24 protein-coding genes are annotated in these 24,601 nt (G+C 65.1%); 14 read left to right on the top strand and 10 right to left on the bottom strand.

The genetic code is table 11. The annotated features are described in order from the left end of the window. The first annotated feature begins 4 nt into the window (after nucleotides 1–4). From I3J27_RS08825 to I3J27_RS08815, 3 genes are all read left to right on the top strand, one after another. The gene (locus tag I3J27_RS08825; RefSeq protein ID WP_270167834.1) at nucleotides 5–1,189 is read left to right on the top strand and encodes an acetate/propionate family kinase; all 1,185 of its coding nucleotides are present in this window, start codon (nucleotides 5–7) and stop codon (nucleotides 1,187–1,189) included. A gap of 82 nt (nucleotides 1,190–1,271) precedes the next feature. After that, nucleotides 1,272–3,200: a hypothetical protein gene (locus I3J27_RS08820; RefSeq protein ID WP_270167832.1), complete on the top strand. Its 1,929-nt coding sequence runs from the start codon at nucleotides 1,272–1,274 to the stop codon at nucleotides 3,198–3,200. Between the two features lie 10 nt (nucleotides 3,201–3,210). Then, nucleotides 3,211–4,839: a PEP/pyruvate-binding domain-containing protein gene (locus I3J27_RS08815; protein ID WP_270167830.1), complete on the top strand. Its 1,629-nt coding sequence runs from the start codon at nucleotides 3,211–3,213 to the stop codon at nucleotides 4,837–4,839. Here I3J27_RS08815 and I3J27_RS08810 read toward each other — a convergent pair. Beyond that, nucleotides 4,815–5,654, bottom strand: a complete 840-nt coding sequence (locus I3J27_RS08810; RefSeq protein WP_270167828.1) for an RMD1 family protein — start codon at nucleotides 5,652–5,654, stop codon at nucleotides 4,815–4,817. The genes I3J27_RS08815 and I3J27_RS08810 overlap by 25 nt on opposite strands. 331 nt (nucleotides 5,655–5,985) lie before the next feature. Between I3J27_RS08810 and I3J27_RS08805 the strand changes: the two genes are divergently transcribed. Both I3J27_RS08805 and I3J27_RS08800 read left to right on the top strand, forming a co-directional pair. Continuing rightward, nucleotides 5,986–6,561 (top strand): glycosyltransferase family protein, encoded by a 576-nt coding sequence (locus I3J27_RS08805; protein ID WP_270167826.1) that lies wholly within the window; start codon nucleotides 5,986–5,988, stop codon nucleotides 6,559–6,561. 60 nt (nucleotides 6,562–6,621) lie between these two features. Further along, on the top strand, nucleotides 6,622–7,551 hold the full coding sequence (locus I3J27_RS08800) for a bifunctional helix-turn-helix transcriptional regulator/GNAT family N-acetyltransferase (RefSeq protein WP_270167824.1): 930 nt from the start codon (nucleotides 6,622–6,624) through the stop codon (nucleotides 7,549–7,551). A 249-nt stretch (nucleotides 7,552–7,800) separates the two neighbouring features. Here the strand turns inward: I3J27_RS08800 and moaB are convergent, their stop codons facing one another. Continuing rightward, nucleotides 7,801–8,364 (bottom strand): molybdenum cofactor biosynthesis protein B, encoded by a 564-nt coding sequence (moaB, locus tag I3J27_RS08795; protein ID WP_270167821.1) that lies wholly within the window; start codon nucleotides 8,362–8,364, stop codon nucleotides 7,801–7,803. A gap of 199 nt (nucleotides 8,365–8,563) precedes the next feature. Further along, nucleotides 8,564–9,499, bottom strand: a complete 936-nt coding sequence (gene ypfJ, locus I3J27_RS08790) for a KPN_02809 family neutral zinc metallopeptidase (RefSeq protein ID WP_270167819.1) — start codon at nucleotides 9,497–9,499, stop codon at nucleotides 8,564–8,566. Between the two features lie 435 nt (nucleotides 9,500–9,934). Between ypfJ and I3J27_RS08785 the strand changes: the two genes are divergently transcribed. Further along, nucleotides 9,935–11,065 carry a site-specific DNA-methyltransferase gene (locus I3J27_RS08785; RefSeq protein ID WP_270167818.1) on the top strand — a complete coding sequence of 377 codons (1,131 nt, stop codon included), beginning with the start codon at nucleotides 9,935–9,937 and terminating at the stop codon, nucleotides 11,063–11,065. 175 nt (nucleotides 11,066–11,240) lie between these two features. Continuing rightward, nucleotides 11,241–11,567, top strand: a complete 327-nt coding sequence (locus tag I3J27_RS08780) for a hypothetical protein (protein ID WP_270167816.1) — start codon at nucleotides 11,241–11,243, stop codon at nucleotides 11,565–11,567. On the opposite strand, the gene I3J27_RS08775 is transcribed toward I3J27_RS08780, so the two are convergent. Beyond that, complete coding sequence (locus I3J27_RS08775; RefSeq protein ID WP_270167811.1) at nucleotides 11,560–12,450, bottom strand: SDR family NAD(P)-dependent oxidoreductase; 891 nt, start codon at nucleotides 12,448–12,450, stop codon at nucleotides 11,560–11,562. The genes I3J27_RS08780 and I3J27_RS08775 overlap by 8 nt on opposite strands. Before the next feature lie 103 nt (nucleotides 12,451–12,553). Between I3J27_RS08775 and I3J27_RS08770 the strand changes: the two genes are divergently transcribed. After that, a complete protein-coding gene (locus tag I3J27_RS08770; RefSeq protein WP_270167804.1) occupies nucleotides 12,554–13,429 on the top strand; it encodes a LysR family transcriptional regulator in 876 nt (291 codons plus the stop codon). A gap of 172 nt (nucleotides 13,430–13,601) precedes the next feature. Next, entirely contained in the window at nucleotides 13,602–14,288 is a 687-nt protein-coding gene (locus I3J27_RS08765) for a glutathione S-transferase family protein (protein ID WP_270167801.1), read from the top strand. Nucleotides 14,289–14,339: 51 nt separating this feature from the next. On the opposite strand, the gene I3J27_RS08760 is transcribed toward I3J27_RS08765, so the two are convergent. From I3J27_RS08760 to I3J27_RS08750, 3 genes are all read right to left on the bottom strand, one after another. Beyond that, nucleotides 14,340–16,349: a HAMP domain-containing methyl-accepting chemotaxis protein gene (locus tag I3J27_RS08760; RefSeq protein ID WP_270167799.1), complete on the bottom strand. Its 2,010-nt coding sequence runs from the start codon at nucleotides 16,347–16,349 to the stop codon at nucleotides 14,340–14,342. Between the two features lie 319 nt (nucleotides 16,350–16,668). Continuing rightward, nucleotides 16,669–16,830 (bottom strand): DUF1127 domain-containing protein, encoded by a 162-nt coding sequence (locus I3J27_RS39175; RefSeq protein ID WP_370691968.1) that lies wholly within the window; start codon nucleotides 16,828–16,830, stop codon nucleotides 16,669–16,671. 53 nt (nucleotides 16,831–16,883) lie between these two features. After that, nucleotides 16,884–17,327: a nuclear transport factor 2 family protein gene (locus tag I3J27_RS08750; protein ID WP_270167797.1), complete on the bottom strand. Its 444-nt coding sequence runs from the start codon at nucleotides 17,325–17,327 to the stop codon at nucleotides 16,884–16,886. 91 nt (nucleotides 17,328–17,418) lie between these two features. Between I3J27_RS08750 and I3J27_RS08745 the strand changes: the two genes are divergently transcribed. Next, nucleotides 17,419–18,342, top strand: a complete 924-nt coding sequence (locus I3J27_RS08745) for a LysR family transcriptional regulator (RefSeq protein ID WP_270167795.1) — start codon at nucleotides 17,419–17,421, stop codon at nucleotides 18,340–18,342. A 101-nt stretch (nucleotides 18,343–18,443) separates the two neighbouring features. Here the strand turns inward: I3J27_RS08745 and I3J27_RS08740 are convergent, their stop codons facing one another. Next, nucleotides 18,444–19,064: a glutathione S-transferase family protein gene (locus I3J27_RS08740; protein ID WP_270167793.1), complete on the bottom strand. Its 621-nt coding sequence runs from the start codon at nucleotides 19,062–19,064 to the stop codon at nucleotides 18,444–18,446. Between the two features lie 129 nt (nucleotides 19,065–19,193). Here I3J27_RS08740 and I3J27_RS08735 point away from each other — a divergent pair, with 129 nt between their 5' ends. Both I3J27_RS08735 and I3J27_RS08730 read left to right on the top strand, forming a co-directional pair. Further along, nucleotides 19,194–20,474 carry a flavin-dependent oxidoreductase gene (locus I3J27_RS08735; RefSeq protein ID WP_270167791.1) on the top strand — a complete coding sequence of 427 codons (1,281 nt, stop codon included), beginning with the start codon at nucleotides 19,194–19,196 and terminating at the stop codon, nucleotides 20,472–20,474. Between the two features lie 604 nt (nucleotides 20,475–21,078). Further along, the gene (locus tag I3J27_RS08730; protein WP_270167789.1) at nucleotides 21,079–21,537 is read left to right on the top strand and encodes a Clp protease/crotonase-like domain-containing protein; all 459 of its coding nucleotides are present in this window, start codon (nucleotides 21,079–21,081) and stop codon (nucleotides 21,535–21,537) included. Between the two features lie 3 nt (nucleotides 21,538–21,540). On the opposite strand, the gene I3J27_RS08725 is transcribed toward I3J27_RS08730, so the two are convergent. Continuing rightward, on the bottom strand, nucleotides 21,541–21,960 hold the full coding sequence (locus I3J27_RS08725) for a PaaI family thioesterase (RefSeq protein ID WP_270167787.1): 420 nt from the start codon (nucleotides 21,958–21,960) through the stop codon (nucleotides 21,541–21,543). 67 nt (nucleotides 21,961–22,027) lie between these two features. Next, nucleotides 22,028–23,128 (bottom strand): A/G-specific adenine glycosylase, encoded by a 1,101-nt coding sequence (mutY, locus tag I3J27_RS08720; RefSeq protein WP_270167784.1) that lies wholly within the window; start codon nucleotides 23,126–23,128, stop codon nucleotides 22,028–22,030. Between the two features lie 91 nt (nucleotides 23,129–23,219). Here mutY and I3J27_RS08715 point away from each other — a divergent pair, with 91 nt between their 5' ends. Together I3J27_RS08715 and I3J27_RS08710 are read left to right on the top strand one after the other, a co-directional pair. Continuing rightward, nucleotides 23,220–23,714, top strand: a complete 495-nt coding sequence (locus I3J27_RS08715; protein ID WP_270167781.1) for a DUF721 domain-containing protein — start codon at nucleotides 23,220–23,222, stop codon at nucleotides 23,712–23,714. Between the two features lie 131 nt (nucleotides 23,715–23,845). Next, a complete protein-coding gene (locus I3J27_RS08710) occupies nucleotides 23,846–24,502 on the top strand; it encodes a DsbA family protein (protein WP_270167779.1) in 657 nt (218 codons plus the stop codon). Nucleotides 24,503–24,601: the final 99 nt, after the last annotated feature.

Genomic DNA, 24,601 nt, shown 5'->3' with positions numbered 1-24,601 from the left:
CGTCATGGCGGCGTCGGTCCTCGTTCTCAATTCGGGATCGTCGAGCATCAAGTTCGGCCTGTTCGATATTTCCGCGGCCGAGCCTGCCCTGCTCTGCACGGGCCTGCTCGACGAGCACGAGGCCAAGCCGCGGCTCGTCGTGAAGAGTCCCGCGGGCGAGCATTTGTTCGAGACGCAGAGGGAGGCGGCGGATGCGGACAGCGTTCATCTCTTCACTGAGGTGCTCGGCTTCATCGAGAACCGTTTTGGCGACCATCGCCAGCGCGTGATCGGCCACCGCATCGTCCACGGCGGTCCGGACTATTCAGGTCCGGTCGAATTGACGGATGACGTCACTGCAAAGCTGGAAGCACTCGCACCGCTGGCACCGCTGCACCAGCCGCGTTGCCTGGTGCCTGTCCGCACCATCAGGACGATCAAGCCCGACCTGATGCAGATCGCCTGCTTCGACACCGCCTTCCATCACAGCATGGCGCCGCCGGCGAACCGCTTCGCCATTCCGAGGCGCTTCGAGGCGCGCGGCATCCGCCGCTACGGCTTCCACGGGCTCTCGTTCGAATATGTCGCGGGCCGCCTCGCCGGGATCGCACCCGAGCTTGCGGCCAAGCGCACCGTGATCGCCCATCTCGGCAACGGCGCGAGCCTGTGCGCATTGCGTGATGGCCGCAGCATCGACACCACGATGGGCCTGACGCCGCTCGACGGCCTCGTGATGGGCACGCGCTGCGGCATGATCGATCCCGGCGTGCTGCTCTATCTGCAGCAGCACGAGAAGATGCCGGTCGAGGACGTCCAGCACCTGCTCTACCACCAGTCGGGCCTGCTCGGTGTTTCCGGCCTCTCCGCCGACATGCGCACACTGCTCGCGAGCCACGAGACTGCGGCGCGCGACGCAGTCGATCTCTTCACCTTCCGCGCGGCACAGCAGGTCGCGATGATGGCGAACTCGCTTGGCGGGCTGGACTGTCTGGTCTTCACCGGCGGCATCGGCGAGCATGCGAAGAAGATCCGTGGCGCGATCGGTGAGCGGCTCGCGTGGCTCGGCCTGCGCATCGATGCGGCGGCGAATGATGAGGGACGCGAGCGGATCGGCGGCGGCGCCGTCGAGACCTTCGTCATCCCCACCAATGAAGAGATCACGATCGCTCGCCATTGCGCCGCGCTGCTTCGCGCGCCGCATATCGCGTGACATTTTTATGAATGATCTGGCGCAAGGACGCCGCTGCGACTTCGCGGCATAGAGACGTCGTCAATCCTTGTGCGGACAGACCATGAAAACCCAGATCATCGAAGAGCTCGGACAAGGCGACATCCTGTTGCCGACGCTGGTGGCGGAAGGGCTCGCCGCCAATGACCGCATCAAGGTGCGGATGAGCGCGCTCCAGGCAGCAGCCCAGCACGCGCAGGATCCCAATCGATCCACCAGCGACCTTGCCGTCGAAAGTCAGACTGCCGGCATCGCGCCTGCCGGAATCGCAACGCTGATCGGCGGCGCCCGTCTGACCGGACAGGGGCGGCTGGCGGCCCCCAATCTTGCGAAGCTGATGCAGGAGATCGCGGACGACGCGGCGACCATGATCCGCGCCGTCGGCTCCGGCGCGCCGAGTGACGGCGAAAAGGCGAACGGGCGGCTCGGCGCGATCCGCGCGGCTGGCCTGCTCGACGAGACCAGCGAGATCGAGATCTCGCGCATCGTGCGCCTCACCGGAGTGGCCGAGGCGGCCGGTGACAGCCTGCATCGGCTGGTCATGGACCTGCACAAGCAACTCAACAGGCTCGCGGCAAGCTGTTCGGAGGAAGCGCTCGACGGCGCCCATGCCTTCGGCCTGCACCACGAAGACCGCGGCGCAGTCACGGCCTTCATGAAGGGGCTGAATACGACACGCGGCCTCAAGTTCAATCATCCCGGTCTCGACACCCTGGCGACACGCGCCGGCGGCCGGCTGCTGATCCAGAACGACATCGGCACAACGGACGCCCACGTCGTCGTGATCGCGGTGAAGAAGAATGCCGTCACCGTCACCTACACCGACGTGCATCTGGCGCGCGCGAAATTCTTCATCTCGCTGTTTGACGAGTTCAACGCGACATGGAGCGGGCTCGATCGTCACACCGCCGCTGGCCTCGGCGAAGACAACTCCTTCTATCTCGTCACCGGGCAGTACCAGGCCGGGCACGCCGCCGATCGCAACGACTTCCTCGCGGCCCTCGGCGCCGCGCTGGTTTTTCTGATCGACTGGAACAAGGCCCGCAAGCTGCTCCGGACCTGGGTCGCCAAGGACGATGCGGCCCGCATCCTGGAATGGGCGGCGCGTCAGCGGATCGGCCATCGCGGCTTCCTCGAGCTCGGCGGCAACGATCTGCTGGGATCCGCCGTCCGCAACGCCGCGCCCTCGCGGATCGGCTTCGGCGAGCGCCTCGACCAGGCGCTGGGCCGCGCCGCCGCCGCCGATTTCCTCAAGACGGCGCTCCGCGCCTCCACCGAAGCGCTGCTCGCAGGCCGCTCGGTCCGGACGGTCCGCGACCAGATCGAAGCCGATCTGATGCGGCACCTCGACCGTGTCGATGGGGCTCTGCTCGCGGCCGTGCTGCGTCAGATCGGCCTTGCCCATGATCTCGTCGCCGCGATCGCGCGCCATATCGCCGTGCTCCGCGCCGGCCAGCCCGGCGACGGCAAGCGGCTGGCGCAACGCTGTGGCGCGATCGAGCAGAAGGCCGACCGCATCGCGCTCGAGAGCCGCAAGGAGGTCGACCGCCTCAATGCCCGCCCGCTGATCGGGCAGTTGATCGATCGCGCCGAGGAAGCCGTCGACGAACTGGAGCAGGCCGCATTCATCGCCTCGCTGATGCCGGAGCGAACCGATCCGTCGTTGCTGGCATCATTGACCGAGCTTTGCGCGGTGGCTGCGACTGCGACCGAAGCCGCCGCAAGCGGCGTCGCCGCGGCGATGGACGTGCCGGAAGGACGGCGCGCCGATTCCGAGGACGCGCTGGCCGCCGTGACCCGCCTGATCGATGCCGAACACGCCGGCGACACCTGCGAGCGTGCCACGACCGCGCTGGTCTTTCGCAGCGGCCTCGACGTCGCGACTGCGCTGTCGGTGATCGAGCTTGCCCGCGCCATCGAACGCGCCACCGACCGCTTCGCCGCCTTCGGCCATCTGCTCCGCCGTCACATCATGATCGATCTCGCAGCCTAGGGAGGCCTCCATGCATATCGTGCGTATCGGCGCTGAGGCGACCGAATTGCGGCCTGCCGAAGAGATCGGCGCCAAGGCGGCCAACCTCGCCCGGATGGCGGCGCTCGGCCTGCCGGTGCCGCCCGCCTTCGTGCTGCCAGTCAAGCTCTGCGCCGCCATCATCGCCGGCCACGCCCACGCCGCGCAGCATTTGCGTGACGGGTTGAGGGAAGGAATTGCCTTCCTGGAGAGCGCAAGCGGAAAACGCTTCGGCGACCGCAGGCAGCCGCTCCTGGTGTCCGTGCGGTCCGGCGCGGCGCGCTCGATGCCCGGCATGCTGGAAACCGTTCTCAATGTCGGCTGCACTCCCGATGCCGTGCACGGCCTGATCCGGGCCACCGGGCGGTCGCGGCTCGCGTGGGATTGCCGGCGCCGTTTCCTCGAAAGCTTCGGCGAGACCGTGCTCGAGCTCGCGCCCGCCTCATTCGCCGCCCGCATCTCCGAGCTCGTCGGCGCCGAATGCGCCGGCAACGACCGCGAGCTCGACAGCGAAGCGCTGGAGCGGCTTGCCGGCGATGAGCAGGCGCTGATCGAGGACCGCGCCGACGGCCGGCTCGAGGACGCCTTCGCGCAGTTGGAAGCCGCAGCCGAGGCAGTTTACCGCTCCTGGACGAGCGAGCGCGCACAGACCTATCGGGCGCTCCAGGATCTCGAAGCGCTCGAAGGCACTGCCGTGACCGTGCAGACGATGGTCTTCGGCAATGGCGGGCTTGCCTCCGGTGCCGGCGTGGCCTTCTCGCGCGACCCTTCGACGGGTGCGCCCCGCCCGATGATCGATCTCGTGCTCGATGCGCAGGGCGAAGACGTCGTTTCGGGACGCCGCACGCCCGACTCCGCCGAGGCGATCGCGCGCGAGCTGCCGAGGATCGAAGCGGAGCTCGGCGAGGTCCTGAAACGGCTCGAACGCGAATTCACCGACGTCCAGGACGTCGAATTCACGGTCGAGGACGGCAAGCTCTGGGTCCTCCAGACCCGCACCGCCAAGCGCACGCCGCGCGCCGCGGCCCGGATCGCGATCGATCTCGTCCATGAAGGCGTGATCCCGAAGGACGAGGCCCTGGCGCGGATTGCCGAGATCGATCTCGACTCGCTCACCGAAACCAGGCTGGCCTCTCCCGGCAGGCCTGCAACGACCGGCATCGGCGCCTCCGGCGGCATCGGCATCGGACGTGCAGCCTTCTCTTCCGAAAGCGCCCAACGGCTTTCGGCGGCGGGCGAGCCGGTCATCCTGCTGCGCCCCGATACCAGCACGGCCGATATCGCCGGCTTCGCGCTAGCCGCCGGCATCGTCACGTCGATCGGCGCGCGCACTTCGCACGCGGCCCTGGTGGCGCGGCAAATGGGCAAGCCCTGCGTGGTCGGCTGCCACGCGCTGAAGATCGATCCGGTCGCGGGGCGAGCCGAGCTCGCCGATGCCGTACTCTCCGAAGGCGAATGGATCACGATCGAGGGCGACGCGGGAGAGCTTTATCTCGGGCGCGGCGAGACGATACGGACGCGGCCTGAAGCCGAGCTTGCCGAGATCGCCGCATGGCAATCGCAGACCGGCCGGCACGACCGGTGCGCCGCCACCGCTCAATGCGTCCCCGACCATATCTGAAAACAGCCGATCGCGACCTCGATCACGATCAGCACCACCACCGCGATTTCGAGGCGGAGCGAGCGCTGGGTGTCGATGATGTCGGTCAGCGCATTGGCGGTCTCCGACACGGCGGTGAGCTTGCGCTCGAGCGTGTCGAGGCGCTCCTTCAATTCGTACTCGTCCTCGAGACGCGCATAGAGCCGGTCGAGCTCGGGCTTCTCCCAGAGCACGTCGGGCTTCTCGGCGACCGCGACACGGCCAGCCACGCGTTGCTGCACGAGAAGCGCATTGCCGATCAGTTGCAGAATGCTCCTGCGCCTCGGCGGCGTGCGGCCCTGCTCGGCGAGCTTGCGCGCAAAGGGCTCGATCACGTCGAAGACCGCGGCGACTCGGCGCTCGTCGCGGGCGAGTGAGGTGCTCTTGGCGAGCGCGTCCGCGATCAGCAGCAGCCGGTCGTCGGAGAATTTGGCGAGGCAGATCGGCCCGCCCGGCTGGATCGCTTCGGCGCTTTCATCCTTGCAGAGCTGCGCCTGCGCGATCTCCTCCTCGAAGGGGCTGAACTCGCCGGTGACGCGGGACTTCAGGCTGTCGATCAGCACCTTCTCCTCCGAAGGAAGCAGGCCGATCAGCACCACGACGCCATAGCGGAAGATCACGGCAAGGCCGGCGTGGACGCGGAAGGCCGCCGGCGTCGATGAGACCGGCGCACCCAATTCGAGCCCGGAGGGATTGATGCGTTCGCCCAGCATCACGGCGCGAATCCGCAAGGTCGGCGCAGCGTCCGGCCTGGGAGACGCTGCCGGCGCGTTAACGGCAAGTTGATCGGCGTTCATGCAAGACCCTCGTCAGCATCGTGGACTGCGCGTTTTTCCTGTTTCCGCGCCCGCCCGCTGTCGCATCCTCCGGATGCAGGATTGCGGACGGCCCGCGCTCCACGCAATATCGCGGCCGGACCCCGGATTAGTACCGGCAAGGCGCGCCTGCGCCGAAATATTCGGCAATATCGCCACCCCATGCGGGACATATTTGGATGCGACGGCTCCAGCAGTTCACCATCGCATGCCGGGGCGCCGCCGAAAAGTTGCACTCGGCGGCGCCGCGTGTTTATGACAACATCATAACAAGCTACGCTTCTCCCGAAGCGCCGACACTGAAGCCTCAATCATGCTGAGCGTCATCATTCCGACCGAAGGCGTCGAGCAGACCGCGGTCGCAACTCTCGCCGCGCTGGTACCCGGTGCCGCCGCGGGCGTCATCAAGGAAGTGCTCCTGGTCGACGGCACCCGCAACGGCGTCATCGAGCGCGTTGCCGACGTCGCCGGCTGCCGCTTCATTGGCTTCGAGGGATCCTCGCAGGGCGCGGCGCTCGCCGCCGGCGCGCTCCAGGCCCGTTCGCCCTGGCTCATGTTCCTCCCCGCCGGCGCCGTGCTGGAAACCGGCTGGATCGACGAAACCACCCAGTTCATCCACACCGTCGCCACCAGCGGCCGGGATCGTGCGGCGGTCTTCCGCTATGCCCGCTCACCTTACGCCGATACCGGATTCCGCGATCTCCTCCGCGCTGTGACGCGCAAGCTCGTCGGCCCCTTCGGCGATCAGGGACTTTTGATCGCGCGTGATCATTACGACCGGATCGGCGGCTACCCGCCCGAGGCCCGCCGTTCCGAGGCGCGGCTGCTGCGACGGCTCGGCCGCTCGTCGCGGACCATGATGCGCAGCCGGATCGTCATGGTCGGCTGAACCCCCAATACTTGCCAAAGTCAAATAATTATTTGACAATGGCAAGTATCGAGGTGAGCCATGCCAATCGACAGTCCCGACGACCAGATCGCAGCCGTTCGCGCCTTCAACCGCTTCTATACCCGCAAGCTCGGTGTGCTCGACCAGCATCTTGGACAGAGCCCGTTCTCGCTCAGCGAGGCCCGCGTGCTCTATGAACTCGCGCATCGCGACGACCTAGCGGCAAAAGAGATCGGAAACGAGCTTGGCCTCGACGCCGGCTATCTCAGCCGCATCGTCCAAAACTTCGACGAAAAAGGGCTGATCACGCGAACGCCCCTGCCCTCAGATCGCAGGCAATACCAACTCAGCCTCACCGCCAAGGGCCGCCAGGCCTTCGCCAAGCTGAACCTCGGCTCGCAAAGCGAGGTCGCGGCAATGCTGGCTCGGCTTTCGGCCGGCGATGCAACGCGGCTCACGCAGGCCATGGCGACCATCGAGGCCGTGCTGGAGCCGCCTCGAAGCAAGCCCGCTTCTTTCATGCTGCGCAGCCATCGCGTCGGTGACATGGGCTGGGTCATCTCCAAGCAAGCTGGCGCCTATGCCGCCGACTACAACTGGGACATCAGCTACGAGGCGTTGGTCGCCGAGATCTGCGCGCAGTTCATCAGGAATTACGACGCCGCGCGCGAGCACTGCTGGATCGCGGAAGTCGGCGGCGAGCCGGTCGGCTCGATCTTTCTGGTCAAGGCCACGGACGAGATCGCGAAACTCCGCCTGTTGCAGGTGGAGAAGCAAGCACGGGGACTCGGCGTCGGCCGCGCGCTGGTCGAGCAATGCATCCAGGGCGCACGCGAGCGGGGCTACAGCAGGATGACGCTGTGGACCCAGAGCATCCTGGTCGCCGCCCGCGGCATCTATCAGAGCGCGGGCTTCAAGCTCGTAAAGGAAGAGAAGCACCACAGCTTCGGTGCCGATCTGGTGGGTGAGACGTGGGAGCGCGATCTGTAACAATCACGCAACGAGCGAGATGCGCGTGAATGTGCCCTCGCCCCTTGTGGGAGAGGGCAGCACTGCTGGCAGACACGGGCTCACTTGGGTGAGGGATATCTCTTCGCGAGTCTGGAATCGTAGGGTGGGCAAAGGCGCGTTAGCGCCGTGCCCACCGATCCAGAATTGCGACAGAAGTCGTGGGTACGCTTCGCTTTGCCCACCCTACGAGACTGATGTGTGCAAAGACGTTGTAGAGCTATCCGCGCTTTACACCGTCGCGCCCTGCGCCTTTGGCCTGCGCAGATGCTCGTCCAGCCTTGGCATGATCTCGACGAAATTGCACGGCCGCGTGCGGTAATCGAGCTGGGCTTTGAGGATGCCGTCCCAGCCGTCGCGGCAGGCGCCGGGCGAGCCGGGCAGGCAGAAGATGTAGGTCGCACCGGTGACGCCCGCGGTGGCGCGGCTCTGGATCGTCGACGTGCCGATCTTGGCGTGGCTCAGCATGTGGAAGGCGATCGAGAAACCGTCCATGCGCTTCTCGAACAGCGGCTCGATCGCCTCCGGCGTGACGTCGCGTCCGGTAAAACCGGTGCCGCCGGTGGTGATGACGACGTCAATACCGGCATCTTCAATCCAGCGGCGGATCACGGCGCGGATCGCCTCGACGTCGTCGGCGACGATCTCGCGCGCGGCGAGATGATGGCCCGCCTCGGCGAGACGGTCGACGAGCGTCTGACCGGATTTGTCATCCGCAAGCACACGCGTGTCGGAGACGGTGAGCACCGCGATGTTGAGCGGGATGAACTGTTTTGCTTCGTCGGTCGAGGCCACGACTTCACTCCTGCTTCGCACCCGCCGCCGTCATCTTGAGGTGCGCGTCCTTACGCGCCTCGAAGGATGGGCCGCGGGCTCCGCCATCCTTCGAGGCTCGCCAAGAGGCGAGCACCTCAGGATGACGCCACTACTCCTGGATGACCCGATGCGCAATTGCGCATCATAGTTCACGCTACGCGCATTCCGGAGAGAAAGACTACATCTGCCCGCCGCCGAACGTGTTGCAGGCCTGGACCGTGCCCTGCTGGTAGCCGGTCATGAACCATTGCTTGCGTTGCGCCGCGGAGCCGTGCGTGAAGGAGTCGGGTACCACACGGCCCGTGGCCTGGCGCTGCAGCGTGTCGTCGCCGATCGCGCTCGCCGTGGTCAGCGCGGCGTCGATGTCGCCGGGCTCGAGGAAGTTCGGACGCTTCTTCGCCTCTCGATTGACCCAGACGCCGGACAGGCAGTCGGCCTGCAACTCGACCTTGACCTGGAGCGCGTTGGCTTCGGCCTTGCTGCCGGCCTGCTGCTGCAGCCGCGTCACGCGCGGAATGATGCCGAGCAGATTCTGGATATGATGACCGGCCTCGTGCGCGATGATGTAGGCGGTGGTGAAGTTACAGGCGGACTTGCCGGAACAGCCGCGAAAGCGCGTCTCGACCTCGCGGAAGAACGCCGTGTCGAGGAAGATGGTCCTGTCGGGCGGACAATAGAACGGCCCCATCGCCGACTCTGCGCGGCCGCAGCGGCCGCCATTGGTGACGTTGCGGAACAGCACGACCTTCGGACCGGTGTAGGATTGGCCCGAGGCCTGGAAGATCTCGCTCCAGCGATCGTCGATCTCGCCGAGGATGCCAGAGATCATGCTGCCCATCTCGTCGGTCGGCGCGCCGCGCTTGGCGTTGGAGGACTGGCGATCGGTCTGGTAGGACGGCGCCTGGCCGCCGCCGGTGAGGATCTCCGCGCCGCCGATCAGGATGCGCGGATCGATGCCGAAGGCATAGCCGACCAGGCCGAGCACGATGATGGTGCCGATGCCAAGCCCGCCGCCGCCCATCGGCAGGCCGAACCCGCCGCCTCCGCCGCCACCGCCACCATCGTCGCGACGATCCTCGATGTCGTCGCTGCGGCGGAAATCATCGTAGCGCATGGCGGCTTTCCCCTCGGGGTCCCTGATTCAGCTTCGTCAGTTTCGTCAGCGTGGTCGGCGCGCAAGAGCGCGAAAGCTCAACGCGCCACACACGTAAAATTTCCATTGCGTTAATCAATATCCCGCTCGGCAATTATTGCCTAGTGCGACGGCATGCCGGGCCCAGCAATATTTTCCGAGGGTCGAGCAATTTTTTCCGAGAGAAATCCGGCGCCTTTTTGAAGCCATGATTGCTCCCGTCGGCAAGGGAGACGCGAAATACACTGTAAAACACGGCGAATGCGCACGACGCTGCGCGCGCAGCACGCGATGCGATGGCTGCTCACGAAAGCGGCGGGTTAAGTCGATTTTTACTTTGCCGCTTCATTGTAACGGTCAGTCGGTTGTTTGGTCCCGCGTCGCCGACAGCGTCGCCTGAGTCAGAGTTCTTGAGTCATGGTAGTGTCGCGTCGCGGGGCGTCTGCAAGGGCGCCCCGCACAAACTTTGAGTCTCCCTCGCACAGCATCGTCCTTGGCGATTGCGTCGCCGAGATGTCGAAGCTTCAGGCTGGTTCGGTCGACCTCGTGTTCGCCGATCCGCCCTACAATCTCCAGCTCAAGGGCGATCTCAAGCGCCCCGACGAATCCCATGTCGATGCCGTCGACGACGACTGGGACAAGTTCGATTCGTTTTCCGCCTATGACGATTTCACCCGCGCCTGGCTGCTTGCCGCCCGCCGCGCGATGAAGCCGTCGGCGACGATCTGGGTGATCGGCTCCTATCACAACATCTTCCGCGTCGGCGCGATCATGCAGGATCTCGGCTTCTGGCTCCTGAACGACATCGTCTGGCGCAAGACCAACCCGATGCCGAATTTCCGCGGCCGCCGCTTCACCAACGCGCACGAAACGATGATCTGGGCTGCGCGCGACGAAAAAGCCAAGGGCTACACGTTCAACTACGAGGCGCTGAAAGCCGCCAACGAGGACGTGCAGGCACGCTCCGACTGGCTGATCCCGCTGTGCACCGGCGAGGAGCGCCTCAAGGGTGCCGACGGCAAGAAAGTGCATCCGACGCAGAAGCCGGAAGGCCTGCTCGCACGCGTGCTGCTGTCCTCGTCCAAGCCCGGCGATCTCGTGATCGATCCCTTTAACGGCACCGGCACCACCGGCGCGGTCGCAAAGCGCCTCGGCCGCTCCTATATCGGCTTCGAGCGCGACAAGACCTATGCCAAGGCGGCGGAAGCGCGCATCGCCGCGGTCGAGCCGCTGCCGGAAGCGAGCCTCGCTCCGTTCATGACCGCGCGCGAAGCGCCTCGCGTCGCGTTCTCCGAGCTGATCGAACGCGGCATGATCATGCCCGGCACCAAACTGTTCGACGCCAAAAAGAAGCTCGGCGCCCTGGTGCGCGCCGACGGCGCGATCATGCTGGGCGACAAGGTCGGCTCGATCCACCGCATGGGCGCCGTGGCGCAAGGCGCGCAAGCCTGCAACGGCTGGACCTTCTGGCATGTCGAGACCAAGAAGGGTCTCAAGCTGATCGACGAGCTGCGTGCGGAGATCCGCGCCGGCATGGCGGCGGAATAGCCCCAGCGCTCGAACCTCGTAGGGTGGGCAAAGCGAAGCGTGCCCACGTCCTGCCCAATCGATGCGAAGACGTGGGCACGGCGTAAGAGTGCCTTTGCCCACCCTACGCACCTTGAATGAGGCCAGAGGCAGGACTAGATTTCGCCGATCAGCCCGTCCTGACCGGGTGGCTCCCATGCGACGACAGTCCGAGACCTTGCTGCTGGTGCCGCTGCTGCCGATCTTCCTGCTCGGCATGTTTCCGATGTTCCTGATCGCGCTCTTGGGCTTCTTCGGCCTCGCCCTGTTCGGCGTGCTCGTGATCTGCGTCGGGCTCGCCAGCAGCAACGAGGCGCACGACAATTTCAATCACGACGTCATCGTGCACGGCTATGCGCGCGGATCGGAGCGCAAGGCGCGCGCCTCCGACATGCATCTCGCCACGCGACTCGGGCTGCGGCTGGAAGCGGTCGGTGCGGCGATGATCGTCATCGCCCTTCTTGGCTTGCTCTTTTTCAGTTGAGCGCTCGACCGGCCAATCTGTCGGACGCATCCATCAGCGCGGCCGCATAGGATGGGTCCGTTGACGACGGGCTGGGCAAGATCGCGCGGGCCTTGTTGTCGAACATGGCGCCGCTGCGGCCGTCGAGATCGGGCGTCACCAATAACGGCACCAACCGCGCGGCATACGCGTCCGGCGCGACCATCATGAAGCTGGTCAGCCATTCGATCACAGCGACAAGCGTGCGCGACCCCAGGAGATTGGCGCGAATGCCGGTCTTCACGAAGCCGGGATTGAGGCCGAAGACATCGACGTCGGCGAAGCGCTTGGCCGCCTGCAGAACCAGCACTTCGTTTCCGGCCACCGTATTCGAGTGTGCAGCGAACCGTTTGTAGCTCAATTCGGAATTCAGGTCGTCCACGTCCGCCTTCTGCTCCGTGCCCGGGAAGCCCATGACGAAGATCCGGGGCCTGCAAGTGGCCGAGACCCGGTCCTGTCCGAGACGAGGAGCGATCTCGTTCAGAATGACAAAGCGGCTCAAATAGCTGACGGCGAGATCACGTTCGATGCCCTCCAGAGTCACCTCGCGCCTGGGCCCCGCCATGATGCCGGTGGTGAAGACGACGATGTCGAGTGTCGCGGCAGGCAGTTCGCGGCCGATCCGCCGGGCTTCCCGCATCAGGCTCAAATCGGCCTTCATGAACGCGATGCGCGGCACGTTCTGGTCGCGGAAAGTCTGACCGACGACGAGGACACGCGCCCCTTTGGCGGCGAGTTGATGGCTGAGCGCCCGGCCGATCCCGCCGGTGCCGCCGATCACCGTCACATTCAGTCCGGCGAGCTCGAGGTTTTCGAGCGCCGGAAGACTTAAGTTCAGCTTCTTGTCCAATTCGATGCGTTTCACGGCGGATTGCTCTTCGATGTTTGACGAAGAACAGATGGACCTTCCATTGAGTGGAATAAATGCCGTAAAATGGAACTGATTGATCCGCAGGCGGGATAATACCATGGCGTTGCTGAACGATATGGCGCTCTTCGTGGAAGTGGCGAAGGCCCGCAGCTTCCGTACGGCCGCCAAGACCCTCGACATCCCCAATTCGACCCTGTCCCGCCGGATTGCGCTTCTCGAGAAGGAGATCGGGCTGCGCCTGTTGAACCGGACGACCCGCCGGATCGAATTGACCGAAGCAGGCGAGATCTACTTCGGGCGCTGCAAACGCATCGTCGACGAAGCACGCCTCGCGCACGAGCAACTGGGCGAGATGCTGGCGCAGCCGAGCGGACTGCTGCGCGTCTCGCTGCCGGTCGACTTCGCCAACACCTATCTGGCACCGCTGATCGCCGAATTCGCGCGGCGGTATCCCGACATCGATTTCGAATTCGACCTCGGGCCGCGGCGCGTCGATCTGATATCCGAGCCTTTCGATCTGGCAATCCGCGTCGGCGAATCCGAGCCGTCCCACATGATCGCGCGGTCGCTTGCGCGTTTTTCAGCCCATCTCTACGCCTCTCCACGCTATCTCGACGTCAACGGCGAACCGAATGAACCAGCGGACCTCGTCCGCCATCAATGCCTTTCGATGATGAAGCTGAGTGTCTGGACGTTGCATAGCGGGACGCAAACGATGGAGACCGAGGTCGGCGGCCGTTTCCGGCTCAACAATGTCGGGATGATCCGCCGCCTCGCAACGCTCGACATGGGCATCGCCTTTGTACCGCAGGAAATCGTGGCCGACGAACTGGCGGACGGACGGCTGCGCCGCATCATGCCGCAATGGCAGGGCTCGCCCGTAACCGTCTACGCGGTGACCGAGACGCGCCTGCTGCCAGCCAAGACGCAGCGCTTCATCGAATTCCTGCGGGAACGGCTCAGCCGGACCTGATCCGCCATTACGGCGGCGATCGGCCTTTGTTACGCCGGCTGATCTGCGCGCTGCGCAGATACCGCCCGGCAAACTCGCTGGTTGCTCTCTCCGACGAGGTTCAGGCAAGACAAGGCCGCAGGCGGCAATGACGCTGCGTTCGCTTTCGGCAAGAAACCTGGGGAGATGTGTGATGCTCAAATTCTATTTCAACGGATCGCCGAACCCGACCAAGGTCGCTCTTTACCTGGAAGAGGCCGGCCTGCCCTTCGAGCCGGTCAAGATCGACACCCGCAAGGGCGAGCAGTTCACGCCGGACTATCTGAAGATCAATCCGAACGCCAAGGTGCCGGCGATCGACGATGGCGGCACGATCGTGTTCGACTCGAACGCCATCCTGCTCTACCTCGCCGAGAAGACCGGCAAGTTCCTGCCCGCCGCCAATGTGCGCGGCGAGACGCTGTCATGGCTGATGTTCATTGCCACCGGCGTCGGGCCGTATTCGGGCCAGGCCGTGCACTTCAAGCATTTTGCGCCGAAGGACCAGAGCCACGATTACGCCCATAACCGCTATCAGTACGAGACCGATCGCCACTACAAGATTCTCGACGCGCACCTCCAAGATCGCAAATACATGGTTGGCGACAGCTATTCGATCGTCGACATGGCGCTGTGGGGCTGGGCGCGGATGGTGCCGTTCAAGCTCGGCGACGACGCCTTTGCGCGATACCCGAACGTGAAGCGGCTGGTGGACGAGATCTCGGCGCGGCCTGCAGCTAGCCGCGCGATCGCTCTGAAAGACAAGTTCACCTTCAAGGCCGAGATGGACGACGAAGCGCGTGCCAACATGTTCAAGCACATGACGACCAAGGTCGCCTGATCGCACCTGCCGCGATTTAAAGGCCACGCGCATGCGCGTGGCCTTTTGCTTTTATGCGGCGTGGACCGAGTTCAGGAATTTGGCGACTTCCTGCTTCAAGCGATTGCTGTCCGACGACAGCGAGCGCGCCGCCGAGAGCACTTGCGAGGAGGCCGAGCCGGTCTCGGAGGCGCCCCGCTGGACGTCGCCGATATTGGTCGAGACGCGCTGCGTGCCATGGGCCGCCTGCTGGACGTTGCGGGAGATGTCCTGCGTCGCCGCGCCCTGCTGTTCCACGGCCGCCGCAACCGCCGACGAGATTTCCGACAACCGTTCGATGGTGCCGCTGATCTCCCTGATGGAGCCGACCGACTCCTCCGTCGCGGCCTGGATGCCGGAGACTTGCTGGGCGATCTCGCCCGTGGCCTTCGCGGTCTGCTCGGCCAGCGCCTTGACTTCGGAGGCGACGACGGCGAAGCCGCGACCGGCCTCGCCCGCGCGCGCGGCCTCGATGGTGGCGTTGAGCGCCAGGAGGTTGGTCTGGCCGGCGATCGTGCTGATCAGCTCGACCACGTCGCCGATCCGAGCCGCCGCCTTGGACAGCTCGCCGACGCGCTCGTTGGTCCTGCTCGCCTGGCCGACCGCTTCGCTGGCGATGCGGGCGGATTCCTGCACCTGGCGGGCGATCTCCGTCACCGAGGAGGATAGCTCTTCGGTCGCCGAGGCAACGGCTTGCACGTTGGCCGAGGCCTCCTGTGACGCCGACGCCACCTCGGTCGACAGATCCTGCGCGCGCGTCGCGGTCGCCGTCAGCGTGCCGGCGGAAGCCTCCAGCTCGCTCGATGCCGACGACACGGTATCGACGATCTCGCCGACCGCCTGCTCGAACTGGTCGGCAAGCCTGACCATATCCGCCTTGCGGCTCTCGGCCTGCCGCGCTTCGGTCTCGCTCTGCTCATGGCGCAGGCGCTCGGTGTCGAGCATGTTGGTCTTGAACACCTCGATCGCCTTGGCCATGTCGCCGATCTCATCGGTCTTGCCGCGCCCGGGGATCTCGACCGCGAGATTGCCGCCGGCCAGCAGCCCCATCGCACGCGTCATCGAGGTCAGGGGACCGACGATGCTGCGGGCGATCAGGAAGGCCACGATCAGCCCGAACAAGGTGGCAAGGCCGCCCGCGACCTCCTGCACGGTCGTCGTGCCGTCAATCACGGCTTCGGCCCGGCTGCGCGACTCCTTATAGTCCTGCTTCAGGGTACCTTCCGCGGCCTTGAGCTTGGCGATGCTCTCGACGATGAGGGGCGCGAGGTTCTTGTGGTAGATCTCGTCGGCCTGGAGCATCGCCGCCGACGTCGTCTCGAACGCGGATTTGTAGATTCCGAGCGAGGTCTTCACCGGCGCGAGCGTGGCGCGCAATTCGGTTGCCTGCGGGCTCTTTTCCAGCGCCGAAAGCCGCTGCGACGCCCTGTCCACATTGGTCCTGAAGTTGGCGGGCCCCTTGGTGTCGCGCAGGGCCAGGAAACGCCAATTCGCGATTTGAACGAGAAGCAGCCTGGATTCGAGGTCCGCGACCAGGGCCGCGGTGTCTTCGTCGACAGCCGCGCGCGCCACGTCGGTCAGCTTGCCCATCTTGACGGTCAGCTCGTCGCCGCTCGGCAGCAGCGTCGCCTTGCCGGTTCTCGCCTCGTTGACGGCGTCGCCGAGATTGTCACGCAGGCTTCGCATCTTGGCGATGTCGGCGATCAGATCATTGTAGAGCTTCCGCCGCTCTTCGGAGAGCGTCCCCTGCGCCCCGACCTTCAACAGCTCGGTCGCCGCGGTCTCCCGCTCTGCGGCCTCCTTCATTGCGGGCTCGTTGGCGTCGTAGATGTATCGCAGATTGGCCCGCTGGATCGCCTGAAGATGGGTCGATATCTCCAGCACCCGCGCGGTGCTGTCCGAAAGTGCGGATTGTCTTCCGACCTGATCCTGCACGGCCCGCAAATTCCAGACGGCGACCACCGCCATCACGAGACCAACCGCCACCAAGGCCATGAAACCTGCGTACAGGCGTCCCCTGATCCGCAAACGAAAACTCGGCATTCCCACTGTCCACCCAGATGTATGTGAATTCGGGCAGACGAACGACTCCGGCGATCGTCACGGCCACCCCGGCAGCCGCGAGTCGCCTTTCGACACTCACGCTGCACTGCGACACAATGAGGGACACTCGTTAATTGAACCTTCCGATTCTTCGCGCATGTGTGCGCAGGCCAGCACATGACCTGCTGATTTTATCGGCAGCTCCGCAGGGTTTCGGCGCAAGGCGTGCAGCCGCATGCACAGCGCTGCAGGGGTGCCCGGATGCATGCTTCAGGTGTTGGCCTGCTGCAATTTGCCGCCCTGCACCCCCGCACTATTTTCACCGGATGGGCTTCCTCAGTTCGTACGCGATCTCCGACCGTGTCATGCCGCAGTCTTGAAGCTCCCGATCGCTCATGGCGGCGAGCTGACACCGGGCGCGGGATCGTTCGCGCCTGATATGGACGATCTCAGCCAACCTGCGCCAGATCGACACCACCATCGCCGGCCGGGGCGTACGGCACCGGTCGGCGGGCGCGATCATACTCGTTCCGGTCAGCTCGCGGCCCTCACCGGCGTCTGCGGAAACGGCCCAAGCGCTTTCTCGGTCAGGATCGAGTCGCAATATTCCCGGATCTCCTTGATCTTCCCGTCCTCGATCCGGAAGACCAGGCAATAATCGTTGTCGTAGCGCACGCCCTCGGGCGTGACGTTGTCGCCCTTGGCTTCGACCACGACGATGTCGCCGTCGGCGATGAAGCGGTGGGCGACGGTGCGCGTCCGGTCACGAAGGCGGCTCCGCACATAGCCGTGCAGATCGTTGAGGATCGATTCCTTGCCCGAAAAGGTGCGCGACCAGGAATATTGCCCGGTCACGACCCATCTGGCATCTTCGGCAAGGCTTGCGGCGAACAGGGAACGATCGCGCACGGCCGGATCGGGATTGGCGGCGGCGGCGAAGATATCCTGCATCAGTTTCTTGTTGGCGCTCGCGCTCATGGCGGCATCTCCTTTTGGTGGCAACACGCAGACCATCGCGCCACGAAGAGAATTCTTCAAATCGATAGCCGGTATGATATCTATTCACCCCATGAATTTGAATTCGCTCGATCTCAATCTATTGACCGCGCTCGACGCACTGCTGCGCGAGGCCAATGTCAGCCGCGCCGCAATGCGGATCGGGCTGTCGCAGCCGGCCGCGAGCCACGCGCTCCAGCGCCTGCGCGACATTTTTGGCGATCCGCTGCTGGTGCGCACCGGCGCGCGGATGGAGCTGACGCCGCGGGCACAGGCGCTGCGCGCGCCGCTTGCGCAGGCACTGGACCAGGTGCGCGGGCTGTTCGTGCCCGACGATTTCGACGCCGCGCGCAGCGAGCGGCCATTCCGCCTGATGATGCCGGATCTCGCCGTCGAGCTGTTGATGCCGCCCTTGATGGAAAAGGTGACGCGGGCCGCGCCCAATGTCCGCATCGACATCGTGCCGTGGCGGGGACCCGCGATCTTCCACGCCGAATTCGCCCGCACCATCGATCTCGTGATCTCGATCGGCAACGCCTTCAAAGGCTTTCACCGCCAGTTGCTCTATACCGACAGCGATGCGCTGGCGGTGCGGCGCGGCCATCCCATGGGAGCGAAACTGAAGCGGCGCGAGGCGTTTCTCGCCGCACGCCATGTCGGCGTGATCATCCGCGGCAACGCTGAGGACCTGATCGACACCTGGCTGCTCACCAAGGGCATCGAGCGGCATATTTCGCTGGTCGTGTCAGGCTATCTCGAAGCGCTGCACGTCGCCGCCCGCACCGATCTCGTCGCCTTCGTGCCGCGCCGCCTGATCGCGGCGCTGTCGAAGCAGCTCGGCCTGGTCGCGGTGGCGCCACCGCTCGATCCCGGGATCGACGAGCAGTTCATGTTCTACCCGACGCGGGCGCAGATGGACCCCGGCTCGATCTGGCTGAGAAGGCTGATGCTGGAGACGGGACGGGAGCTGGAGCAAGCCAAGCGCAAACTGCCGTAGGGTGGGCAAAGCGGAGCGTGCCCACCATCCCGTCGTCGTCTGGAGAGATGGTGGGCACGGCGCTTTGCGCCTTTGCCCACCCTACGAGAGCTGCAAGAGCCTCACGCCTTCTGCGCGTCCATCACCTTGCGCACGGCGGGCCGATCGGACATGCGCTTAAAATGGTCGGCGATCTTCGGCGTGGCGCTGATGTCGACGCTGTCGCCTTCGAGCCAGGTCGAGAGCGTGTAAAGATAGGGGTCGCAGATCGTGAACTGATCGCCCATCACCCAAGGCCCTTTGAACATCTTCTGCTCCATCAGCGAGAAGCAGGCGCCCATGGTCTGCGGGACCTTCGCCTTCATATCGGCGAACGAGCTCTCCTGCGTCGCCCAGCGCGCGCCGCGCATCTTGTGGGCGTGGTTGATGTGCACGGTCGAGCAGAGGTACGAGTTGAACGACTGCACCTGGGCGAAGTCGAAGGGATCGTCGAGCGGCGCGAGCTTCGCCTTGGGGAAGGTCTGCGCGAGATAGGCCAGCATCGCCGGCGTCTCGGTCAGCACGCCGCGATCGGTCACCAGCGCGGGCACGCGGCCCTTCGGGTTGATAGCGAGATAATCCTGGCTGTTCTGCTGGTTGTCCTTGAAGCTCAGCCGTTCGGCCGTGTAGTCGGCGCCGGCCTCTTCCAGCGTGATGTAGGTGGCGAGCGCGCAGGTGCCGGTGGCGTAGTAGAGCTTGAGCATGTCGGACCTCATGGGAAAGCCGGAAATTAACGGTTGTCGGCCTTCCGGTCTATAGCACGACTTTCTCCTTCGCAGTTGCCCACCGCCGCCCGCCTGTGCCAAGACGCCTGCAATCGGAGGGGTTTTGTCATGACCGTACTCATCGCCGGTGGCGGCATCGGCGGGCTGACGCTTGCGCTCAGCCTGCACGGAATCGGCGTTCCCGTAAAAGTGTTCGAGAGCGTGGCCGCGTTGAAGCCGCTCGGCGTCGGCATCAACGTGCTGCCGCATGCGGTGCGCGAGCTGATCGAGCTCGGACTGATGGACAAGCTGGATGCCAGCGGCGTGCGGACGGCCGAGCTCGCCTATTTCTCCAAGCACGGCAAGCCGATCTGGAGCGAGCCGCGCGGGCTCGAGGCCGGCTACAAATGGCCGCAATTCTCGATCCATCGCGGCACGCTGCAGCAGCTGCTGCTCGACACCGCGATCGAGCGGCTCGGCCGCGAGAATATCTTGACCAGCCACCATCTGACCGGCTGGACCGAGACGGCAGGTGGCGTGCGCGCCGATTTCATCGACAGGGCGACCGGCAAGGCCGCCGGGACCTACGACGGCGCGATCATGATCGCCGCCGACGGCATCCATTCCGCCGCGCGAGAAAAGCTCTACCCCAATGAGGGCCCGCCGATCTGGAACGGCCGCATCCTCTGGCGCGGCGTCACGCCTGCAAAGGCCTTCCTCAGCGGCCGCACCATGATCATGGCGGGGCACGAGATCCTGAAATTCGTCTGCTATCCGATTTCGAAAGAGCCGGACGCCGCGGGCAATCATCTGATCAACTGGGTGGCCGAGCGGCACATGCCGCCGACCTATCAGTGGCGGCGCGAGGACTATAACCGCACCGCGCGGCTGGAAGAGTTTCTGCCCTGGTTCGAGAGCTGGCAGTTCGACTGGCTCGACGTGCCGGGCCTGATCAGGAACTGCCCGCACGCCTATGAATATCCGCTGGTCGACCGCGATCCGGTGTCGCAATGGACCTTCGGCAAGGTCACGCTGATGGGCGATGCCGCCCATCCGATGTACCCGATCGGCTCGAACGGCGCCTCGCAGGCGATCCTCGATGCCCGCACCATCACCCGCGAGATCCTGGCGCACGGCCCGACGAGTGCGGCGCTGCTGGCCTATGAAGCCGAACGAAGGCCGGCGACCACCGACCTCGTCCTGCTCAACCGCAAGAACGGCCCCGAGCAGGTGATGCAGCTCGTCGAGGAGCGCGCCCCCGACGGCTTTGAGGTCGTCACCGACGTGCTGTCGCAAAAGGAGCTGGAGGATATCGCCGCGAACTACAAGCGGGTGGCGGGATTCCAGGTCGAGGCGCTGAATGCGAAGCCGCCGATTGTCAGCAGGGATGCGAAGCGCGCGAGCGCCTGAAGGCGGGGCGGTAAGAGTTGTCCAACCGCCCCGCGTCCGTCACGGCCCATCAATATCCATACTGTCCGGAACACACCCAATTGCCGTAGGCATCGTAGCAACGGTTGTTGTAGTAGCCGTATGCACCTGCCGCCGCCGCTCCGACTCCTACTGCCGCGGCTCCGTATGCGGCTCCCCGGTAGACGCCTCTACGCGCCGCAGTACGTGCTACGGGGTAGCCTGCTATCGGCCGGGAGACGTGAGCGCGGCCGCCGTAGCGACCCGCGTGAACGGCACCGCCTCTGTAGTGCGCGCCTCCTCCGTGAAATCCCCCTCCCCGATAGCCGCCACCTCCTCCGCGGCCGCCGCGGGCGAGTGCGTCATCGGGAACAAGGCTTGCGCCGACAAGAGCGGCTGCGGCCAAGCCAACCAGAGCATATCGAAACATGGGCGTCCTCCCGTCATTGGAGTGCCGGTTCTATCCGCAGGGTGATGCCGTCCACGGGACAGGCACTTGCGCCATCATTTGGCGCGCCCTGCATGTCCAATTGACCTAGATCAATGCCTGTCGGTTTCAATGACCCGGGATGCTCCTCGATAGGCGCGAATAACCGAGGCAGGCATCATGAAGTTCCGGGCGGGATTGCTTGCGGCCGCCATCTTGCTGGCCGAAATGCACGCAAGTCATGCGACGATACGGATCGCCGGCGATCGGGGCGGGTTAATCGACACCTACGTTGACCGATATGAGCGCCTGCGCACTTCCGGAGAGACCGTCATCATCGATGGACTTTGTGCCTCATCGTGCACCATCGTTCTCGGTGCAGTTGCCGCTGACAAGATCTGTGTGACCTCGAAGGCCGCTCTCGGCTTCCACGCTGCTTGGGATTTCGGTCGGAAGGGAAGGACGATTACCGACCCCGACGCCACCAATTACCTGTACTCCATGTATCCTGGGCCGGTGCAGCGTTGGATCGCGGCGCGCGGCGGGTTGAGGCCGCAACTCATCTTGCTGCGCGGCAAAGCACTACAGGCGCTGTATAAGCCTTGCGCGCAGCACTCCGCGACACGGCCCCGACGGTAACGACTACCGCACCACCCTCGCCGCCTCCAGCAGCCGCTCGCTCGCGCTCGCCGTCGCCAGCACCGTGCCGTCCTCCGCCATCAGCTTCGCTTCGACGAACGCAATGGTCTTGCCGAGCTGCCTTACCGTCGCCTCGCCGATGATCGGGCCGGGTTTGGCGGGCGCCAGAAAGTTCACGGTCATGCTGATCGTGGTGGTGTAGAGCCGGCCCTCGCTCATCACCAGCACCGCGGGCCCCATGGTGTCGTCGAGCATGGCCGAGAGCATGCCGCCCTGGATGAAGCCCGCCGGATTGCAGAACTCGGGCTTGCCCTCGAAGCCGAGCCTGATCCAGCCCTCCTCCGGACGCGCATCAAGCAGGCGCCATCCCAGCAGCTCGGCGCAAGGCGGCCTTGGAAAGTTGTCGAGCGCGGTCTTGATCATGCGAACCTCCGTTGCACCCACGGATAACGCAGGCCTGCTGCCAGCATGCTGTCAGCAGGATGGACGGCTAGAGGTCCAATCCATGCGCGATCACCTTGCGCATGACGTTGGGCAGCGCTTCGCCGGCAAGCGTCGCGATCGGCACCCAGCGCATGCCCTCGGGCGCGCGAGTGCGGGCTACAGCCTTCGCCGTGTAAACGACCACCTCCAGCGGGAAATGCGTGAAGACGTGGGTGACGACGCCCACCCTGCGCTGCCAACGCGACAGCCCCTTCAATTCCGGCGCCTGCTGCCTTGCCGTCGCGTCATCCTGGCCGGCGAGCCAGTCGGAGCCCGGCACCTCGGTCATGCCGCCGAGCAGGCCCTTTTCAGGCCGCGAGCGGACGAGCAGCTCCTCGCCGCGCGTGACGACGAAGGCCGCGCCACGGCGCAACATTCCACTCTTCTTCGGCGCCTTGCGCGGGAACGTTTCCTGCGTGCCCTGCAAGCGCGCAGTGCAATCCTCAGTGAAGGGGCATAGCGAGCAGGCCGGCTTCTTCGGCGTGCAGATCGTGGCACCGAGATCCATCAGCGCCTGCGCACTATCGCCCGCACGCGCGTCCGCGAGCAGCGTCGCCGCCAATTGCTGGATCCGCGGCTTTGCCTGCGGCAGTTCTTCTTCAACAGCGAAGAGCCGCGACACCACGCGCTCGATATTGCCGTCGACCGGCATGGTGCGGCGATCGAACGCGATCGCTGCGATCGCCGCCGCCGTATAGGGGCCGATGCCCGGCAACGCGCGCAGGCCCTCCTCCGTGTCGGGAAACACGCCACTATACTCGCGCGTCACCGCGACCGCACAGGCGTAGAGATTGCGCGCACGCGAATAGTATCCAAGCCCGGCCCACATCCGCAGCACGTCATCCTGCGCGGCACGCCCGAGCGCCGTGACATCAGGCCAGCGCGCCACGAACTTCTCGAAGTAAGGCCCGACCGCCTTCACCGTGGTCTGCTGGAGCATGATCTCCGACAGCCAGACGCGGTAAGGGTCCGACGTCTCGCCGGGCGCCGCCCGCCAGGGCAAGCGACGGCGGTGACGGTCGTACCATTGCAGAAGAGCGATCGGGCGCGACGAGGTCTCCGCCGGACCGGGTTCCGATTTCGCCTTCAGCGCGGATTTGGGGCTCATGCACCCACTGTAGCGACCTCACGCCGATCTCTCCACGTCATGCCCGCGCTCGTCGCGGGCATCCACGTCTTTCTTCGTGCTATAAGGGCTCATGTCCAAGCTCCGCCCCATGAAACCCGGTCCCATCAGCGCCAAGCCGCTGTCACTCCTGCTCGACCACGTCTTTGCCGAGGCCTATGCCAAGCAGGGTTTTGCGGCACGTGAGCTGGTGACGCGATGGGCGCAGATCGCCGGGCCGGAGATCGCGGCCCATGCCGAGCCACTGAAGATGCAATGGCCGCGGCCGGTCGAGGGCCAGCCGCAGGAGCCGGCGACCCTGGTGCTGCGGGTCGAGGGGCCGATGGCGCTGGAGATCCAGCATTCGGCGGATGTGATCCTGGAGCGGGTCAACCGCTTCTTCGGCTGGAGCGCGGTCGGCAAGCTGGCCTTCCGCCAAGCCCCCCTGTCGCGGGCTCGCCGGCCGGCCCGGCCCGGCCCGCCGGATCCCAAGAGCGTTGCCAAGGTGGCAGAGAGCCTGGGCGACATCGAAGACGAAGAATTGAAGACGGCGCTGGCGCGGCTCGGGGCCGCCATCAAGCGAAATTGAGCCTCATTCAGGGGCTAATCTGGACCCGTGCTTGCCGCTCGCCATTGCCTCAAACGACGTTTCAAGCTAGCGACAGGCCACCCGGGAACCCATGATACTCGGGCGAGACCACGCCAATTCGGGAGCCGACCTTGATCATCACCCGCCGCGCCTTCACCACGATGCTGTCGCTGACCGGGCTTGCCGCGATCGCGGGGCTCTCGCCGTTGCGGTTCATCTCCGAGGCGATGGCGCAGGCCGCCGCGGATGTCGCCAAGCCGGTGTCGCTGCCCGACATGGCGCTCGGCCCGAAGGACGCCGCCGTCACCATCACTGAATACGCCTCGATGACCTGCCCGCACTGCGCGGCGTTCAACGAGCAAGTGTTCCCGAAGATCAAGACGGAATACATCGACACCGGCAAGATCCGTTACGTCTTCCGCGAGTTCCCGCTCGACATCAAAGCCGCCGCCGGCTCGATGCTGTCGCGCTGCATCGCCAAGGACGACGGGCCGAAATACTTCGCCGTCACCGACATGCTGTTCCGCCAGCAGAACGACTGGGTGGTGAAGAACACCACCGAGACCCTGACGCGGATCGGCAAGCAGGCCGGCCTCACCCAGCAGCAGGTCGAGGCCTGCCTGAAGGACCAGGCGCTGCTCGACAAGATCGCCGCTGACCAGAAATATGCCAGCGACGTTCTGAAGGTGGATTCGACGCCGACCTTCTTCATCAACGGCGAGAAGATCAAGGGCGAGACCTCGTTCGAGGATTTCGCCAAGAAGATCAATCCGCTGCTGAAGAGCTGATTCGCTCGTCAAGATCCTGATTCGCATCTCGAAAGCCGTATCTTTCCCGGCATAAATCCCTTGGGAAAAGCGGCTTTGGCCGGTTGCCCTCGCGGCGCA

It is taken from the genome of Bradyrhizobium xenonodulans, from assembly GCF_027594865.1.
GTDB classification, from domain to species: Bacteria; Pseudomonadota; Alphaproteobacteria; order Rhizobiales; family Xanthobacteraceae; genus Bradyrhizobium; species Bradyrhizobium xenonodulans.
Note: the sequence above shows the minus strand (reverse complement) of the source record. Positions and strands in the feature narration are given on the sequence as shown.

Bases quoted from the DNA above. Each gene is read 5' to 3' on its own strand.
- I3J27_RS08825 (WP_270167834.1), top strand. From the start codon at position 5: ATGGCGGCGTCGGTCCTCGTTCTCAATTCGGGATCGTCGAGCATCAAG.
- I3J27_RS08820 (WP_270167832.1), top strand. From the start codon at position 1,272: ATGAAAACCCAGATCATCGAAGAGCTCGGACAAGGCGACATCCTGTTG.
- I3J27_RS08815 (WP_270167830.1), top strand. From the start codon at position 3,211: ATGCATATCGTGCGTATCGGCGCTGAGGCGACCGAATTGCGGCCTGCC.
- I3J27_RS08810 (WP_270167828.1), bottom strand. From the start codon at position 5,654: ATGAACGCCGATCAACTTGCCGTTAACGCGCCGGCAGCGTCTCCCAGG.
- I3J27_RS08805 (WP_270167826.1), top strand. From the start codon at position 5,986: ATGCTGAGCGTCATCATTCCGACCGAAGGCGTCGAGCAGACCGCGGTC.
- I3J27_RS08800 (WP_270167824.1), top strand. From the start codon at position 6,622: ATGCCAATCGACAGTCCCGACGACCAGATCGCAGCCGTTCGCGCCTTC.
- ypfJ (WP_270167819.1), bottom strand. From the start codon at position 9,499: ATGCGCTACGATGATTTCCGCCGCAGCGACGACATCGAGGATCGTCGC.
- I3J27_RS08785 (WP_270167818.1), top strand. From the start codon at position 9,935: ATGGTAGTGTCGCGTCGCGGGGCGTCTGCAAGGGCGCCCCGCACAAAC.
- I3J27_RS08780 (WP_270167816.1), top strand. From the start codon at position 11,241: ATGCGACGACAGTCCGAGACCTTGCTGCTGGTGCCGCTGCTGCCGATC.
- I3J27_RS08770 (WP_270167804.1), top strand. From the start codon at position 12,554: ATGGCGTTGCTGAACGATATGGCGCTCTTCGTGGAAGTGGCGAAGGCC.
- I3J27_RS08765 (WP_270167801.1), top strand. From the start codon at position 13,602: ATGCTCAAATTCTATTTCAACGGATCGCCGAACCCGACCAAGGTCGCT.
- I3J27_RS08760 (WP_270167799.1), bottom strand. From the start codon at position 16,349: ATGCCGAGTTTTCGTTTGCGGATCAGGGGACGCCTGTACGCAGGTTTC.
- I3J27_RS39175 (WP_370691968.1), bottom strand. From the start codon at position 16,830: ATGGTGGTGTCGATCTGGCGCAGGTTGGCTGAGATCGTCCATATCAGG.
- I3J27_RS08750 (WP_270167797.1), bottom strand. From the start codon at position 17,327: ATGAGCGCGAGCGCCAACAAGAAACTGATGCAGGATATCTTCGCCGCC.
- I3J27_RS08745 (WP_270167795.1), top strand. From the start codon at position 17,419: ATGAATTTGAATTCGCTCGATCTCAATCTATTGACCGCGCTCGACGCA.
- I3J27_RS08740 (WP_270167793.1), bottom strand. From the start codon at position 19,064: ATGCTCAAGCTCTACTACGCCACCGGCACCTGCGCGCTCGCCACCTAC.
- I3J27_RS08735 (WP_270167791.1), top strand. From the start codon at position 19,194: ATGACCGTACTCATCGCCGGTGGCGGCATCGGCGGGCTGACGCTTGCG.
- I3J27_RS08730 (WP_270167789.1), top strand. From the start codon at position 21,079: ATGAAGTTCCGGGCGGGATTGCTTGCGGCCGCCATCTTGCTGGCCGAA.
- I3J27_RS08725 (WP_270167787.1), bottom strand. From the start codon at position 21,960: ATGATCAAGACCGCGCTCGACAACTTTCCAAGGCCGCCTTGCGCCGAG.
- mutY (WP_270167784.1), bottom strand. From the start codon at position 23,128: ATGAGCCCCAAATCCGCGCTGAAGGCGAAATCGGAACCCGGTCCGGCG.
- I3J27_RS08715 (WP_270167781.1), top strand. From the start codon at position 23,220: ATGTCCAAGCTCCGCCCCATGAAACCCGGTCCCATCAGCGCCAAGCCG.